Annotated in this window: 12 protein-coding genes; 9 read left to right on the top strand and 3 right to left on the bottom strand. The window is 54.2% G+C overall.

What is annotated here, in order from left to right:
* Window positions 1–28 precede the first annotated feature (28 nt).
* The 4 genes from relA (at window position 29) to eno (ending at window position 6,363) form a co-directional block, all read left to right on the top strand.
* Window positions 29–2,260 (top strand): GTP diphosphokinase, encoded by a 2,232-nt coding sequence (relA, locus tag AB6731_RS19995; RefSeq protein WP_014171414.1) that lies wholly within the window; start codon window positions 29–31, stop codon window positions 2,258–2,260.
* A gap of 69 nt (window positions 2,261–2,329) precedes the next feature.
* Window positions 2,330–3,121, top strand: coding sequence for a nucleoside triphosphate pyrophosphohydrolase (mazG, locus tag AB6731_RS19990; RefSeq protein WP_032680388.1), 792 nt, complete (start codon window positions 2,330–2,332; stop codon window positions 3,119–3,121).
* Between the two features lie 223 nt (window positions 3,122–3,344).
* Entirely contained in the window at window positions 3,345–4,982 is a 1,638-nt protein-coding gene (gene pyrG, locus AB6731_RS19985; protein WP_014171412.1) for a glutamine hydrolyzing CTP synthase, read from the top strand.
* Between the two features lie 82 nt (window positions 4,983–5,064).
* A complete protein-coding gene (gene eno, locus AB6731_RS19980; RefSeq protein WP_014885045.1) occupies window positions 5,065–6,363 on the top strand; it encodes a phosphopyruvate hydratase in 1,299 nt (432 codons plus the stop codon).
* Between the two features lie 52 nt (window positions 6,364–6,415).
* Here the strand turns inward: eno and AB6731_RS19975 are convergent, their stop codons facing one another.
* Together AB6731_RS19975 and AB6731_RS19970 are read right to left on the bottom strand one after the other, a co-directional pair.
* The gene (locus AB6731_RS19975; RefSeq protein WP_044857973.1) at window positions 6,416–7,525 is read right to left on the bottom strand and encodes an SDR family oxidoreductase; all 1,110 of its coding nucleotides are present in this window, start codon (window positions 7,523–7,525) and stop codon (window positions 6,416–6,418) included.
* A gap of 359 nt (window positions 7,526–7,884) precedes the next feature.
* On the bottom strand, window positions 7,885–8,709 hold the full coding sequence (locus AB6731_RS19970) for a MurR/RpiR family transcriptional regulator (protein ID WP_371006709.1): 825 nt from the start codon (window positions 8,707–8,709) through the stop codon (window positions 7,885–7,887).
* Window positions 8,710–8,875: 166 nt separating this feature from the next.
* Between AB6731_RS19970 and AB6731_RS19965 the strand changes: the two genes are divergently transcribed.
* The 3 genes from AB6731_RS19965 to queE are packed head-to-tail and all read left to right on the top strand — an operon-like array spanning window position 8,876 to window position 11,868.
* Window positions 8,876–10,435 carry a maltose/glucose-specific PTS transporter subunit IIC gene (locus AB6731_RS19965; protein ID WP_371006707.1) on the top strand — a complete coding sequence of 520 codons (1,560 nt, stop codon included), beginning with the start codon at window positions 8,876–8,878 and terminating at the stop codon, window positions 10,433–10,435.
* The gene (locus tag AB6731_RS19960) at window positions 10,435–11,142 is read left to right on the top strand and encodes an N-acetylmannosamine-6-phosphate 2-epimerase (protein WP_047956033.1); all 708 of its coding nucleotides are present in this window, start codon (window positions 10,435–10,437) and stop codon (window positions 11,140–11,142) included. The genes AB6731_RS19965 and AB6731_RS19960 overlap by 1 nt, the downstream gene beginning before the upstream one ends.
* Window positions 11,143–11,196: 54 nt before the next feature.
* Window positions 11,197–11,868, top strand: a complete 672-nt coding sequence (gene queE, locus AB6731_RS19955; protein WP_020883810.1) for a 7-carboxy-7-deazaguanine synthase QueE — start codon at window positions 11,197–11,199, stop codon at window positions 11,866–11,868.
* Between the two features lie 28 nt (window positions 11,869–11,896).
* On the opposite strand, the gene queD is transcribed toward queE, so the two are convergent.
* Window positions 11,897–12,259: a 6-carboxytetrahydropterin synthase QueD gene (gene queD, locus AB6731_RS19950; RefSeq protein WP_014171404.1), complete on the bottom strand. Its 363-nt coding sequence runs from the start codon at window positions 12,257–12,259 to the stop codon at window positions 11,897–11,899.
* Between the two features lie 306 nt (window positions 12,260–12,565).
* Here queD and cysJ point away from each other — a divergent pair, with 306 nt between their 5' ends.
* Both cysJ and cysI read left to right on the top strand, forming a co-directional pair.
* On the top strand, window positions 12,566–14,371 hold the full coding sequence (gene cysJ, locus AB6731_RS19945) for an NADPH-dependent assimilatory sulfite reductase flavoprotein subunit (RefSeq protein ID WP_371006705.1): 1,806 nt from the start codon (window positions 12,566–12,568) through the stop codon (window positions 14,369–14,371).
* Window positions 14,371–16,083, top strand: coding sequence for an assimilatory sulfite reductase (NADPH) hemoprotein subunit (gene cysI, locus AB6731_RS19940; RefSeq protein ID WP_014171402.1), 1,713 nt, complete (start codon window positions 14,371–14,373; stop codon window positions 16,081–16,083). Before cysJ ends, cysI begins: the two co-directional genes overlap by 1 nt.
* The last annotated feature ends 11 nt before the right edge of the window (window positions 16,084–16,094 follow it).

The raw sequence follows: 16,094 nt of genomic DNA, 5'->3' as shown, positions 1-16,094 counted from the left end.
CAGGCCCTGGTCCCTAAAGGAGAGGACAATGGTTGCGGTAAGAAGTGCACATCTTAATAAAGCTGGGGAGTTTGACCCACAAAAATGGATAGCAAGTCTGGGGATTTCCAGCCAGCAGTCGTGTGAACGCTTAACCGAAACCTGGGCCTACTGTCAGCGCACCACTCTGGGGCATCCTGACGCCGAACTGTTATTGTGGCGCGGCGTGGAGATGGTTGAAATCTTATCCATGCTGAACATGGATATCGAAACGCTGCAGGCCGCGCTTTTGTTCCCTCTTGCCGATGCGGATGTCGTCACTGAAGACGTGCTGCGCGACAGCGTCGGGCAATCCGTCGTGGCGTTGATCCACGGCGTACGGGATATGGCGGCAATCCGCCAGCTCAAAGCCGCACATACCGATTCCGTTTCCTCTGAGCAAGTTGATAACGTTCGCCGGATGCTGCTGGCCATGGTGGACGATTTCCGCTGCGTGGTCATCAAGCTCGCTGAACGCGTTGCCCACCTGCGCGAAGTAAAAGATGCGCCGGAAGACGAGCGCGTACTGGCCGCGAAAGAGTGTACGAACATCTATGCACCGCTGGCGAACCGCTTAGGGATTGGTCAACTGAAATGGGAGCTGGAGGATTACTGCTTCCGTTACCTGCACCCGGCAGAATATAAGCGGATTGCAAAACTCCTGCACGAGCGCCGCATTGACCGCGAGCACTATATTGAGGAGTTCGTCAGCGGATTGCGCCAGTCGATGAAAGAAGAGAATGTGCGGGCCGAAGTCTATGGTCGACCTAAGCACATCTACAGCATCTGGCGCAAAATGCAGAAGAAACATCTCGCCTTTGATGAGCTGTTTGACGTGCGCGCCGTGCGCATCGTTGCGGAGCGTCTGCAGGATTGCTACGCCGCGTTAGGGATAGTACATACTCACTTCCGCCATCTTCCGGATGAATTCGATGACTATGTCGCGAACCCGAAACCTAACGGCTATCAGTCTATTCATACCGTGGTGCTGGGGCCTGGCGGCAAAACGGTCGAGATTCAAATTCGTACCAAACAGATGCACGAGGACGCTGAGCTTGGCGTCGCGGCGCACTGGAAATACAAAGAGGGGACGTCAGGTGGCGTGCGCTCTGGTCATGAAGACCGCATTGCCTGGCTGCGTAAGCTGATTGCGTGGCAGGAAGAGATGGCGGATTCCGGCGAAATGCTGGATGAAGTGCGAAGCCAGGTCTTTGACGACCGGGTCTACGTCTTTACGCCGAAAGGTGACGTGGTCGACCTGCCAGCAGGCTCCACGCCGCTGGACTTTGCCTATCACATCCACAGTGATGTGGGGCACCGCTGTATCGGGGCGAAAATCGGCGGGCGTATCGTACCGTTTACCTATCAGCTGCAGATGGGCGACCAGATTGAAATCATCACGCAGAAGCAGCCTAACCCGAGCCGTGACTGGCTTAACCCGAACCTGGGTTATGTCACCACCAGCCGCGGGCGCTCAAAAATTCACGCCTGGTTCCGTAAGCAGGATCGTGACAAGAACATTCTTGCCGGTCGCCAGATCCTCGACGACGAGCTGGAACATATCGGCATAAGCCTGAAAGAGGCCGAGAAATTCCTGCTGCCGCGCTACAACTTCAACGAGCTGGATGAACTGCTGGCGGCGATTGGCGGCGGTGATATCCGTCTTAATCAGATGGTGAACTTCCTGCAGGCGCAGTTCAACAAGCCAAGCGCGGCGGAGCAGGATGCGGCGGCGCTGAAGCAGCTGCAGCAGAAAACCTATGCGCCACAGCAGCGCAGCAAAGACAATGGCCGCGTTGTGGTGGAAGGGGTGGGTAATCTGATGCATCACATTGCCCGCTGCTGCCAGCCAATCCCGGGTGATGATATCGTTGGCTTTATCACTCAGGGACGCGGGATTTCCATTCACCGTTCAGACTGCGACCAGCTTGCCGAGCTGCAGTCGCATGCACCGGAACGTATTGTGGAAGCGGTCTGGGGCGAGAGCTACTCGGCGGGGTACTCGCTGGTGGTTCGCGTCACCGCAAACGACCGCAGCGGCCTGCTGCGTGATATTACGACCATTCTCGCGAACGAGAAGGTTAACGTGCTGGGCGTGGCCAGCCGCAGCGATACGCGCGAGCAGCTTGCCACCATCGATATGACCATCGAAATCTACAACCTGCAGGTGCTGGGCCGCGTGCTTGGCAAACTGAACCAGGTCCCGGATGTGATTGACGCACGTCGTCTGCACGGCGGGTAAGCCCACCTTTCTGTAAGCCGGGTAAGGCGTAGCCTTTACCCGGCATTTATTTTTAATCAGGACAGAATTATGACCCAAATTGACCGCCTGCTTGGCATCATGAAACGCCTGCGCGATCCGGAAAACGGCTGCCCGTGGGACAAAGAGCAGACTTTCGCCACCATCGCCCCGTACACCCTCGAAGAGACCTATGAAGTGCTGGACGCCATTTCACGCGAGGATTTTGACGACCTGCGTGGTGAGCTGGGTGACCTGCTGTTCCAGGTGGTGTTCTATGCGCAAATGGCGCAGGAAGAGGGGCGTTTTAACTTCGACGACATCTGCGCTGCCATCAGCGACAAACTGGAACGCCGTCATCCGCATATCTTTAGCGATGCCACCGCAGGCGATAGCGCGGAAGTGCTGGCGCGCTGGGAACAGATTAAAAGCGCCGAGCGCGCGGAGAAATCCCAGCACTCGGCACTGGATGACATTCCCCTGAACCTGCCTGCGCTGATGCGGGCGCATAAAATTCAGAAACGCTGCTCCGCGGTTGGCTTTGACTGGACGTCTCTTGGCCCGGTGCTGGAAAAAGTGCATGAAGAGATCGACGAAGTGATGCACGAAGCGCAACAGGCTGTGGTAGATGAAGCAAAGCTTGAAGAAGAAATGGGCGATTTGCTGTTCGCGACCGTCAACCTTTCTCGCCATCTGGGTGTAAAAGCGGAAACCGCCCTGCAAAAAGCCAACATTAAGTTCGAACGACGCTTTCGCGAAGTTGAGCGGATTGTGGCCTCGCGCGGCCTGGAAATGAGCGGAATTGACCTCGATGCGATGGAAGAAGTCTGGCAAGAAGTAAAACGCCAGGAAACTGATCTCTAACGAAATTTTGCGATCAAGCGCAATTTGTGTGATTTTTTAAATGACAAGCGCTTGATTTGCGTCAAAAACATTTACCCAAAAGGGGCTATTTTCTCACTCCTTATGTTTGTCATTGGCTGGACAGGAGACGGAGAATGAAAGTTTGTGGCGCTCGCCGTGTTCGGGTATACTACTTTCCCGTCCTGGTTATTCCATCGTTTCACCCTAACTTCTCAGGTTCAGCATGACAACGAACTATATTTTTGTGACCGGCGGGGTCGTATCCTCTCTGGGTAAAGGCATTGCCGCAGCCTCCCTCGCAGCCATTCTTGAAGCCCGTGGCCTCAATGTGACCATGATGAAACTGGATCCGTACATCAACGTCGATCCGGGTACCATGAGTCCAATCCAACACGGGGAAGTGTTCGTTACTGAAGACGGCGCTGAAACCGATCTGGATCTTGGCCACTACGAGCGTTTCATCCGCACTAAAATGACCCGTCGTAACAACTTCACGACAGGCCGTATCTACTCCGACGTTCTGCGTAAAGAGCGCCGTGGTGATTATCTTGGTGCTACCGTTCAGGTTATCCCACACATCACTAACGCTATCAAAGAACGCATTATTGCGGGCGGCGAAGGCCACGACGTGGTGCTGGTTGAAATCGGCGGTACCGTGGGTGATATCGAATCCCTGCCATTCCTGGAAGCGATTCGTCAGCTGGCGGTTGATATTGGCCGTGAAAACGCGCTGTTCATGCACCTGACGCTGGTGCCTTATATGGCAGCCGCAGGTGAAGTGAAAACCAAACCTACTCAGCACTCCGTTAAAGAGTTGCTCTCCATCGGTATTCAGCCAGACATCCTGGTTTGCCGTTCCGATCGCGCGGTTCCGGCGAACGAACGCGCGAAAATTGCATTGTTCTGTAACGTGCCGGAAAAAGCCGTTATTTCAATGAAAGATGTCGATTCCATTTATAAAATCCCGGGCCTGTTGAAATCACAGGGCCTGGACGATTATATTTGTAAACGATTCAGCTTGAACTGTCCGGAAGCTAACCTGTCTGAATGGGAACAGGTTATTTACGAAGAAGCGAATCCGGCTGGCGAAGTGACTATCGGCATGGTTGGCAAGTACATTGAACTGCCAGATGCCTATAAGTCAGTTATCGAAGCGCTGAAACACGGTGGTCTGAAGAACCGCGTCTCCGTTAACATCAAGCTGATTGATTCGCAGGATGTTGAAACGCGTGGCGTTGAAATTCTGAAAGATCTGGATGCAATCCTTATCCCTGGCGGCTTCGGCTACCGTGGTGTAGAAGGCAAGATCGCCACCGCACGCTATGCGCGTGAAAACAATATTCCATACCTCGGTATCTGCCTGGGTATGCAGGTTGCGCTGATCGAATTTGCGCGCAACGTAGCGGGAATGGAAAACGCGAACTCTACGGAATTTGTGCCAGACTGTAAGTACCCTGTCGTGGCGCTTATCACTGAATGGCGCGACGAAGAAGGTAACGTCGAAGTCCGTACCGAGAAGAGCGACCTGGGTGGCACGATGCGTCTTGGCGCACAGGCCTGCCAGCTGTCTGACGATAGCGTCGTTCGCAAGCTGTATGGCGAGCCGGTTATCACCGAACGTCATCGTCACCGCTATGAAGTCAACAACATGTTGTTGAAACAAATTGAAGCTGCGGGTCTGCGTGTTGCGGGCCGCTCCGGGGATGATCAGTTAGTCGAGATCATCGAAGTGCCAAACCATCCGTGGTTTGTCGCCTGCCAGTTCCACCCGGAATTTACTTCAACGCCACGTGACGGGCATCCGCTGTTTGCAGGCTTTGTGAAAGCCGCCAGCGATTACCAGAAGCGTCAGGCGAAGTAAAAAAAGTTAGAACGGCAACGCGTACCCCTGGTACGCGTTGTTTGTCTGGAGTTTTAGTTTAACTTGTACTGAGGAAAATCTAATGTCCAAAATCGTTAAAGTCATCGGTCGTGAAATCATCGACTCCCGTGGTAACCCGACCGTTGAAGCCGAAGTTCACCTGGAAGGTGGTTTCGTCGGTATGGCAGCTGCTCCGTCAGGTGCTTCTACTGGTTCCCGCGAAGCGCTGGAACTGCGCGATGGCGACAAATCCCGTTTCATGGGCAAAGGCGTACTGAAAGCTGTTGGCGCCGTAAACGGCCCTATTGCTCAGGCAATCATTGGCAAAGACGCTAAAGACCAGGCTGGCATCGACAAGATCATGATCGATCTGGACGGTACTGAAAACAAATCTAACTTCGGTGCTAACGCAATCCTGGCCGTTTCCCTGGCGAACGCCAAAGCTGCAGCGGCTGCTAAAGGTATGCCACTGTTCGAACACATCGCTGAACTGAACGGCACTCCAGGCAAATACTCCATGCCTGTACCGATGATGAACATCATCAACGGTGGTGAGCACGCAGACAACAACGTTGATATTCAGGAATTTATGATTCAGCCAGTTGGCGCGAAATCCCTGAAAGAAGCAGTACGTATGGGTTCTGAAGTGTTCCACAACCTGGCTAAAGTTCTGAAAGCTAAAGGTATGAACACGGCTGTTGGTGACGAAGGTGGCTATGCGCCAAACCTGGGTTCTAACGCAGAAGCACTGGCTGTTATCGCTGAAGCGGTTAAAGCAGCAGGCTACGAGCTGGGCAAAGACATCACTCTGGCGATGGACTGTGCAGCGTCTGAATTCTACAAAGACGGTAAATACGTTCTGGCTGGCGAAGGCAACAAAGCGTTCACCTCTGAAGAGTTCACTCACTTCCTGGAAGACCTGACCAAACAGTACCCAATCGTTTCTATCGAAGACGGTCTGGACGAGTCTGACTGGGATGGCTTCGCATACCAGACTAAAGTACTGGGCGACAAAATCCAGCTGGTGGGTGACGACCTGTTCGTAACCAACACCAAGATCCTGAAAGAAGGCATCGAGAAAGGCATCGTTAACTCCATCCTGATCAAATTCAACCAGATCGGTTCTCTGACCGAAACGCTGGCTGCGATCAAAATGGCGAAAGACGCTGGCTACACCGCTGTTATCTCTCACCGTTCTGGCGAAACTGAAGACGCTACCATCGCTGACCTGGCTGTTGGTACCGCGGCTGGCCAGATCAAGACCGGTTCTATGAGCCGTTCTGACCGTGTTGCTAAATACAACCAGCTGATTCGTATCGAAGAAGCACTGGGCGAAAAAGCACCATACAACGGTCGTAAAGAGATCAAAGGCCAGGCATAATCGCTAAGCCTTAAAATGAAAATGCCAGTCGTAAGACTGGCATTTTTTTTGGCTATTTAAAATCGACCGCCATTTGTTCCGGAATGGTCAGCCCCTGAGTGGTTTGCACGCAGCGGGCAATATAGTCCGTAAAGCGGGGTGGCTTAGGCATGCCCATGCTAAGCAGCTTATCATTGCTGAAGCGCACGTTGAGTGTGGCAAAAGCACCGTATAAACGCATTGCTTTCAGCATCAGGCGCTCGTTGCACGGCCCAAAAATATCCTTCAGTTCGCGGCGCATTCTGACCAGCGTTTCGTAACTTACCTGAGCGTATCGATCTCCGACAGGGGCTTTCTCCAGCGCCTGCGCCATTGCCTTATCAATATCAGCAAAGCGAACGCTGTTCTCTTCCCCGGCAGAAATATGTACCACTTCCCCTGAACGTGCATCACTGGTAAGCAGCATTAACAGCGCGTCGGCACAATAGTCCACCGGAACGACATCGATTTTGTCTTCCATCGAACACATGAATTTTTGCAGCATTAACCCCATGCTAAAGACCCAGAAAATACTGCTTGAAGGTGTGCAGCCGTGACGGGTATGGCCGACGACGATAGACGGGCGGGCGATGAGCAGCGGCAGGTCAGGACAGTGCTGGCGCATCAGCTGTTCAATGGTGGATTTCGAATAGGTATATTCCACCAGATGCTCGGCGTTCTCTCTGAATTCTGCACTTTCGGCGACCAGCGAATCCTGCTCCGGCGTGCAGGACATCGCCGTGCCAACGTGCAGGAAGCGCTGTAGGGTCGACACCCGTTCCATGCGGCGCGCCAGCGCCAGGGTTCCCTCGACGTTCACCTTCCAGATAAGCGGATTGTTACCAAATGACGCGACGGCCGCGCAGTTAACGACATGCGTCACCTGTTCAAGACGCGGATCGTTCAGGAAGGCTTCCGGCTGGCTGAGATCGCCAATGAGGATATTCTCCACGCTCAGCGAGGCCAGTGCATGCTCAGGCACGTTGAACTTACGCATATTCTCCTGCACTCGCGCCAGCCCACCTTGCGGGTCGCTGGCGCGCGCAAGCAGAAGTAAATTTACGGCGCTCTCGCCGGTCAGGATTTTTTCAAGTACTGCACCACCCAGAAATCCGGTCACGCCTGTAATCAGTAAGGTTTTCATTGATACCGTCTCATTATGATTGATGAGGCGGATTGTAGGCGGGCGAAAGTAAACGGCGTTTAAATAAAAAAATGGCCAGCCTAACCGTTTCTTAAGCTTATTTTAAGGTAAGGAATTCAGGGGATGAGATTGGACATTGCAGGAGGGAAGAAAATTCAATTTATCAAGATATTTATTTTAAATTGCTGATTTATATATTATAAATGTGCTTCCTATGTCGTGGAAATATTAAGTCAAAATGTAATAATAAAAATACTTTGTAACATCATTCATTGATGCGGTAAATAATTTAACGGATGCTTAAGTACACTTAAAATAACGAACTCGCAGGCTATTGATATATAGCCTGCGAAGGTTTTTTACAGCAACAGCGGAAGCGTTGCGCTGGCGGTTTGTTGGCTGACCTCGCCGTAATGACCGTCTATTGCAATAAGGGAGTGGGTAAGCAACTCGACCAGCAGCATAACGCCCACTTTGGCATTGAGTGCGCCTGCGCTAAGCGGCCCCTCGGGTTTGGCTGCAACCAGTAGCATATCGCTAAGGGACGCCAGCGGGCTACGCGGCGTATTGCTGAGCGCCAGCACGGGGACGCCACGTTTGCGCGCAAGTTTTACGACGTGAAGTAAATCCCGCGTTGAGCCTGAACTGGAGATGGCTACCACCAGCGACGCTTTAGAGAGGGTGGTCGCATTCATGGCTGCACGGTGCATATCGCTGAAGAGCTGCACAGGTTTGCCCAGGCGCAACAGCTTATAATGCAGATACTCGCCGAGGATCGCACTGGCAGCGACCCCATAAATCTGGACTGACTGCGCCTGATGCAGCGCCTGCGCCGCCGTTTCCAGCAGCGCTCTGTCGAGCAGTCTGGCGGTATCCTGCATAGCCTGTACAGACTCTTCCACTACGCTATCAATTTCATCCCCGGCCTGACGCTCTGGCTGACCCTGCTGAATGTCCAGCGCAAGCGCCATTTTGAATTCCGTGTACCCCTTACAGCCCAGCGTGCGGCAAAGACGCGTCACGCTGGCCTCGCTGGTATGACTTTCGCGCGCCAGCTCAGTGATCGTCAGGTAAAGCACCCGGGCAGGATCGTTGAGGACAAACTCACCCAGTTTTCGTTGCGTTGGGCTGTATCCGGAAGCCTCCTGGCGTAGCTTCAGCAGCAGGTTTTCATGGTCTGACATGCGAGATCCTTAATGCATTCTTCTGTCGACTAGTGTGGCGGAAAGCGGGGGAAAGATGCCAGTCATTTCGAAAAAGTATGATCGTCATCCTGGTTATTGATGATAATTTTCACTATTAATAATTAATGTGGTAAAAATTTTCATCTATACACGAGGGGATGAAAAAATGATGCAAATGTTCAGTGGGGCTTCTTCTGGCGGATGGTTTGAGAAAGCGCAGCGCTTTGGCAAATCATTTATGTTGCCCATCGCCGTCTTGCCCGCGGCGGGTTTGTTGCTGGGGATTGGAGGCGCGTTATCAAATCCCAATACCCTCACGGCCTACCCGTTTTTAGATGTTGCGTGGCTGCAGGCCATCTTTACCATTATGAGCAGTGCCGGTTCGATTGTGTTCGCCAACCTCTCGGTGCTGTTTGCTGTCGGGGTCGCCGTCGGGCTGGCAAAAAATGATAAAGGAACCGCGGGGCTGGCGGCATTGCTCGCTTTTCTGGTGATGAATGCCACCATCAATGCGCTGCTGATCCTGACCGGAAAACTGGCGCTTGAGAACCCGGGTGCCGTAGGGCAGGGAATGACGCTGGGGATCCAGACGCTGGAAACCGGCGTATTTGGTGGGGTCGTCATCGGGCTTGTGACCTGTGCGCTACATCATCGGTTCAATAAGCTCGCGCTTCCGCAGTTCCTGGGTTTCTTTGGCGGCTCACGTTTTGTACCGATCGTCAGCTCGCTGGCGGCAATACTTGTCGGGGCATTAATGACCGTCATCTGGCCGCATTTCCAGAAGCTGATCTTCGGTCTGGGCGGGCTTGTGGATGCCACCGGTTATCTGGGAACGATGCTGTACGGTTTCATTTTGCGCATGCTCGGGCCGTTTGGTTTACACCACATCTTCTATCTTCCCTTCTGGACGACCGCGCTTGGCGGCAGCGAGATCGTTAACGGTCAGCTGGTAGAAGGTACGCAGCGGATCTTCTTCGCCCAGCTTGCTGACCCGACAACACGCCAGTTTTATGAAGGCACGTCGCGTTTCATGTCCGGACGCTTCATCACGATGATGTTTGGTCTGCTGGGTGCCTGCCTCGCGATGTACCACACGGCAAAGCCGGAGAACAAAAAACGCGTCGCGGGGCTGTTACTTTCGGCGGCATTGACCTCGTTCCTGACGGGGATTACTGAACCTATTGAGTTCTCATTCCTTTTTGTTGCTCCAGTGCTGTACGTCATTCACGCCCTGTTTGACGGGCTGGCGTTTATGCTCGCCCATATTTTACACATCACTATCGGGCAAACCTTCTCAGGCGGTTTTATCGACTTCGTGCTGTTCGGCATTCTCCAGGGCGAGGCCAAAACCCACTGGATGTTCGTACCGCTGGTAGGGGTGCCGTGGTTCTTCCTTTATTACTTTACGTTCCGTTATCTGATTAATCGCTTTGATTTTGCCACGCCGGGGCGTGAGAAAGAGGCGATGGCGGATGAAGTGACCTTTTCGCAGAGCGAGCGTGCCGTTGCGGTTATCGCCGGGTTAGGTGGCAAAGACAATCTCGAAGAGGTGGACTGCTGCGCGACGCGTCTTCGCGTCACGGTGAAGGATGGCAGCAAAGTGAATGAATCGGCGCTGAAAGCGACCGGCGCGCGCGGCGTTATCGTCCGCGGCAACGGTGTTCAGGTCATTTATGGGCCGCATGTCACGATTATTAAAAACGAAGTGGAAGAGATCTTATCGTAATGAAAACTGTACTGGATAACCTGAAGGGAAAACTGGTCGTCTCCTGCCAGGCGCTGGAGAATGAGCCTCTGCATAGCGCGTTTATTATGTCACGAATGGCGCTGGCCGCCGCGCAGGGTGGGGCGGCAGCGATCCGTGCCAATAGCGTGGTGGACATCGAAGCCATCAAGCAGCAGGTGGCTCTGCCGGTTATCGGCATCATCAAACGCGATTATCCGGATAGTGAGGTGTTTATCACCGCCACGATGAAAGAGGTGGATGAGCTGATGACGGTTTCTCCGGAAATCATTGCCCTGGATGCGACTGCGCGACAGCGCCCTGGCGGCGAAGACCTGGCGACGCTGGTCGCGCATATCCGCACGCGGTATCCGTCGGTATGCCTGATGGCGGATATTTCCACAACAGAAGAGGCCGTGACGGCGCAGGCGCTGGGTTTTGATTGTGTGGGGACCACGCTTTACGGTTATACGGCAGAAACCGCAGGCCATGCGCTACCGGACAATGACTGCGCATTTCTGAAAGAGGTACTGGCTGCCGTCGACATTCCCGTGGTGGCCGAAGGCAACGTTGATACACCTGAACGGGCGGCGAGGTGTCTGGAACTTGGTGCCTTTATGGTCGTTGTCGGCGGGGCCATCACCCGTCCACAGCAAATTACTGCGCGGTTTATGGCAGCGATTGGCGCTCAAAGCACCGATGGAGCATGACCATCTGACGGGGATCTGCGATACTTATCGTTTATCCCCTTAACTGAGATGACTATGCAGTACCCGATTAACGAGATGTTCCAGACCCTGCAAGGCGAGGGTTACTTTACCGGCGTTCCCGCCATCTTTATTCGATTACAGGGATGCCCGGTTGGCTGTGCCTGGTGTGATACCAAACATACGTGGGATAAACTCGCAGATCGGGAAGTGTCGCTGTTTAGCATTCTGGCTAAAACCAAAGAGAGCGATAAGTGGGGCGCGGGAAGTGCAGAAGATCTGCTGGCGATCATTGGCCGTCAGGGCTGGACGGCGCGCCACGTGGTGATTACCGGGGGTGAACCCTGCATCCACGACCTGACGCCGCTGACCGAGCTGCTCGAAAAGAACGGCTACAGCTGTCAGATTGAAACCAGCGGCACGCATGAAGTGCGCTGTTCTCACACCACCTGGGTGACGGTTTCGCCGAAAGTTAACATGCGCGGCGGCTACGATGTTCTCTCTCAGGCGCTGGAGCGTGCTGATGAGATCAAACACCCGGTTGGCCGCGTGCGTGATATCGAAGCGCTGGATGAACTGCTCGCCACGCTGACGGATGAAAAGCAGCGGATCATCGCGCTGCAGCCTATCAGCCAGAAAGAGGATGCCACGCGCCTGTGTATTGAAACCTGTATTGCCCGCAACTGGCGGCTGTCGATGCAGACGCACAAGTACCTGAACATCGCCTAAAAAAAAGCCCGGATATTCCGGGCTTTTTTTACTCACCGCGATAGATACAGCCCGCGGTGCAGGTCTCTTTGATCATCACCGCGCTCAGCAGAGGCACCTGCGGTTTCATCTGATCCCAAATCCATTTAGCCAGCACTTCACTGGTCGGGTTTTCAAGGCCCGGGATATCATTCAGATAGTAGTGATCCAGACGATCGTAGGTCGGCTTGAATGCCGCCTTCAGCTCGGCAAAGTCCATGATCCAACCGGTATGCGGATCGACGTCACCGGTTATCTCAAGACGCACCATAAACGAGTGCCCGTGCAGACGGCCACATTTATGCCCTTCAGGAACATGCGGAAGGTGGTGGGCGGCTTCGAAGGTGAAATCTTTAAACAGTGTGGTGGACATTATTGCTCTCAGTAATGCGGAAAAAACCGCCGCATAGTACCGGAAAGCACAATTTTTATCATTAACTAAAACGGCTCTGTTGCCGCAACGTAGTGCATACGAGAAAGGACTACTGTTTTATGATTAAATTTCAATGGGTTAGTTAATCGTTTTTATCGCTAAGAACGATAACTAAAACAGGTTAGTCCATTTGGTTATTTATTATTTCCATCCCTTCTTTAATTGTTATTATCCTCGCCGTTAACCTTATCTTCAGTTTGGATTTATTCGCTTAAAGTCCGCTTGGCTACTGGAACATAACGACGCATGACAACACAGGCCCCACCTTCAAATTTGCTTCCCCTGAACCCGGAGCAACTGGCGCGCCTTCAGGCTGCCACTTCTGATTTTTCTCCCACCCAGCTTGCCTGGGTCTCCGGCTATTTCTGGGGAATGCTTAACCAGCAACCGGGCGCTGTGGCTGCTGCACCTGCAACTGCGGTAGAAATTCCGGCGATTACGCTGATTTCTGCCTCGCAGACGGGCAATGCTCGCCGTGTGGCCGAAGCGCTGCGCGACGACCTGCTGGCCGCCAAACTGAACGTGAACCTGGTGAACGCCGGGGACTATAAATTCAAACAGATCGCGTCCGAAAAACTGCTGGTGGTGGTTGCCTCAACCCAGGGTGAGGGTGAGCCGGCTGAAGAAGCGGTGGCCCTGCATAAGTTCCTGTTCTCGAAAAAAGCCCCAAAACTGAACGGGACGGCGTTCGCCGTGTTTGGCCTGGGCGACACCTCCTACGAATTTTTCTGCCAGTCCGGTAAAGATTTCGACAGCAAACTGGCGGAACTGGGCGCTGAGCGCCTGCTGGACCGCGTTGATGCGGATGTGGAATACCAGACTGCAGCCGCTGAATGGCGTGCGCGCATCGTTGACGTGCTGAAAGCGCGCGTGCCGAAAGAGACCCCAACGCAGGCTGCCGTCACCGCGGCGGGTGCAGTCAATGATATTCACACCAGCCCGTATACCAAAGAGGCACCGCTGGCAGCGAGCCTGGCGGTTAATCAGAAAATTACCGGTCGCGCCTCTGAGAAAGACGTGCGGCATATTGAAATCGATCTCGGTGATTCCGGTCTGCGTTACCAGCCGGGCGATGCACTTGGGATCTGGTACCAGAACGATCCGGCGCTGGTTAAAGAGCTGGTCGAACTGCTGTGGCTGAAAGGCGATGAGCCTGTCACCGTCGACGGTAACACGCAGCCGCTTTCTGAGGCGCTGCAGTGGCATTTCGAGCTGACGGTCAACACGCCAAACATCGTTGAAAATTACGCCACTTTAACGCGCAGTGAATCGCTGCTGCCCCTGGTGGGGGATAAGGCGAAGCTGCAGCATTACGCCGCGACGACGCCGATTGTCGATATGGTGCGTTTCTCTCCGGCACAGCTGGATGCGGATGCGCTAATCGGCCTGCTGCGTCCGCTGACGCCGCGCCTCTACTCCATTGCCTCTTCCCAGGCCGAAGTGGAGAGCGAAGTGCATATCACCGTGGGCGTGGTGCGTTATGACATCGAAGGCCGTGCCCGTGCGGGCGGGGCATCAAGCTTCCTGGCCGATCGCGTGGAGGAAGACGGTGAAGTGCGCGTGTTTATCGAGCACAACGACAACTTCCGTCTGCCTGCGAACCCGGAAACACCGGTCATCATGATTGGGCCGGGTACCGGTATTGCGCCATTCCGCGCCTTTATGCAGCAGCGCGCTGCAGATGAGGCGCCGGGTAAAAACTGGTTGTTCTTCGGCAACCCGCACTTTACGGAAGATTTCCTCTACCAGGTTGAGTGGCAGCGTTACGTCAAAGAAGGCGTCCTGACGCGCATCGACCTGGCCTGGTCCCGCGATCAGCAAGAAAAAGTATACGTACAAGACAAACTGCGCGAACAGGGCGCAGAGCTGTGGCGCTGGATCAATGACGGTGCCCACATTTATGTCTGCGGCGACGCCAATCGCATGGCGAAAGACGTTGAGCAGGCATTGCTGGAAGTGATTGCCGAATTCGGCGGTATGGATGCCGAAACGGCGGATGAATTTTTAAGTGAGCTGCGCGTTGAGCGCCGTTATCAGCGAGATGTCTACTAATGAGCGAAAAACATCCAGGGCCACTGGTGGTCGAAGGTAAACTGACAGACGCCGAGCGCATGAAGCTGGAAAGCAACTATCTGCGCGGCACCATTGCTGAAGATCTGAATGACGGTCTCACCGGCGGCTTTAAAGGCGACAACTTTCTGCTGATCCGTTTCCACGGTATGTATCAGCAGGACGACCGTGATATCCGCGCCGAACGTGCAGAACAGAAGCTGGAGCCGCGTCATGCGATGCTGCTGCGCTGCCGTCTTCCGGGCGGGGTGATCACCACGAAACAATGGCAGGCGATCGATAAGTTTGCGGGTGAAAATACCCTTTATGGCAGCATCCGTCTGACCAACCGTCAGACCTTCCAGTTCCACGGCATTCTGAAGAAGAACGTGAAGCCGGTACACCAGATGCTGCACTCTGTCGGGCTGGACGCGCTGGCCACGGCCAACGACATGAACCGTAACGTGCTCTGCACCTCGAACCCGTATGAGTCCGAGCTGCACGCCGAAGCCTATGAGTGGGCGAAGAAGATCTCTGAGCACCTGCTGCCACGCACTCGTGCCTATGCGGAGATCTGGCTCGATCAGGAAAAAGTGGCCACCACCGACGAAGAACCGATCCTCGGCCAGACCTATCTGCCGCGTAAGTTCAAAACCACCGTGGTGATCCCGCCGCAGAACGATATCGATCTGCACGCCAACGACATGAACTTCGTGGCGATTGCCGAAAATGGCAAGCTGGTGGGCTTTAACCTGCTGGTGGGCGGCGGTCTCTCCATCGAACACGGTAACAAGAAAACCTATGCCCGCACCGCAAGCGAGTTTGGTTTCCTGCCGCTGGAGCACACGCTGGCCGTGGCTGAAGCGGTTGTCACCACGCAGCGCGACTGGGGTAACCGTACGGACCGTAAAAACGCGAAAACCAAATACACCCTGGAGCGCGTGGGCGTAGAGACGTTCAAAGCGGAAGTGGAGCGTCGCGCGGGGATTAAGTTTGAGCCGATCCGTCCGTATGAATTTACGGGGCGTGGCGATCGTATTGGCTGGGTTAAAGGCATCGACAATAAATGGCACCTGACGCTGTTTATTGAAAACGGCCGTATTCTTGATTATCCGGGCCGCCCGCTGAAAACCGGTCTGCTGGAAATTGCGAAGATCCATAAAGGTGAATTCCGTATCACCGCTAACCAGAACCTGATCGTTGCCGGCGTGCCGGAAAGCCAGAAAGCGAAGATTGAGAAACTGGCGCGCGACCATGGGTTGATGGACGCGGTGAAGCCTCAGCGTGAAAACTCAATGGCCTGCGTGTCGTTCCCGACCTGCCCGCTGGCGATGGCGGAAGCAGAGCGTTTCCTGCCGTCATTCACCGATAAGGTGGAAGCGATTCTGGAAAAACACGGTATTCCGGACGAGCATATTGTTATGCGTGTCACCGGCTGCCCGAACGGCTGTGGCCGTGCGATGCTGGCCGAGCTGGGTCTGGTGGGTAAAGCGCCGGGTCGCTATAACCTGCACCTCGGCGGCAACCGTATCGGAACGCGTATTCCGCGCATGTTCCGTGAGAACATCACCGAGCCGGAAATTCTTGATTCTATCGACGAGCTTGTCGGGCGCTGGGCGAAAGAGCGCGAAGCGGGTGAAGGCTTCGGCGACTTTACGGTGCGTGCGGGCATTATTCGCCCGGTGCTCGATCCCGCAAGGGATTTCTGGGAGTAAACACGAGAGGT

Source organism: Enterobacter sp. RCC_40 (assembly GCF_041360735.1).
Lineage (GTDB): Bacteria > Pseudomonadota > Gammaproteobacteria > Enterobacterales > Enterobacteriaceae > Enterobacter > Enterobacter ludwigii.
Note: the sequence above shows the minus strand (reverse complement) of the source record. Positions and strands in the feature narration are given on the sequence as shown.

Bases quoted from the DNA above. Each gene is read 5' to 3' on its own strand.
- relA (WP_014171414.1), top strand. From the start codon at position 29: ATGGTTGCGGTAAGAAGTGCACATCTTAATAAAGCTGGGGAGTTTGAC.
- mazG (WP_032680388.1), top strand. From the start codon at position 2,330: ATGACCCAAATTGACCGCCTGCTTGGCATCATGAAACGCCTGCGCGAT.
- pyrG (WP_014171412.1), top strand. From the start codon at position 3,345: ATGACAACGAACTATATTTTTGTGACCGGCGGGGTCGTATCCTCTCTG.
- eno (WP_014885045.1), top strand. From the start codon at position 5,065: ATGTCCAAAATCGTTAAAGTCATCGGTCGTGAAATCATCGACTCCCGT.
- AB6731_RS19975 (WP_044857973.1), bottom strand. From the start codon at position 7,525: ATGAAAACCTTACTGATTACAGGCGTGACCGGATTTCTGGGTGGTGCA.
- AB6731_RS19970 (WP_371006709.1), bottom strand. From the start codon at position 8,709: ATGTCAGACCATGAAAACCTGCTGCTGAAGCTACGCCAGGAGGCTTCC.
- AB6731_RS19965 (WP_371006707.1), top strand. From the start codon at position 8,876: ATGATGCAAATGTTCAGTGGGGCTTCTTCTGGCGGATGGTTTGAGAAA.
- AB6731_RS19960 (WP_047956033.1), top strand. From the start codon at position 10,435: ATGAAAACTGTACTGGATAACCTGAAGGGAAAACTGGTCGTCTCCTGC.
- queE (WP_020883810.1), top strand. From the start codon at position 11,197: ATGCAGTACCCGATTAACGAGATGTTCCAGACCCTGCAAGGCGAGGGT.
- queD (WP_014171404.1), bottom strand. From the start codon at position 12,259: ATGTCCACCACACTGTTTAAAGATTTCACCTTCGAAGCCGCCCACCAC.
- cysJ (WP_371006705.1), top strand. From the start codon at position 12,566: ATGACAACACAGGCCCCACCTTCAAATTTGCTTCCCCTGAACCCGGAG.
- cysI (WP_014171402.1), top strand. From the start codon at position 14,371: ATGAGCGAAAAACATCCAGGGCCACTGGTGGTCGAAGGTAAACTGACA.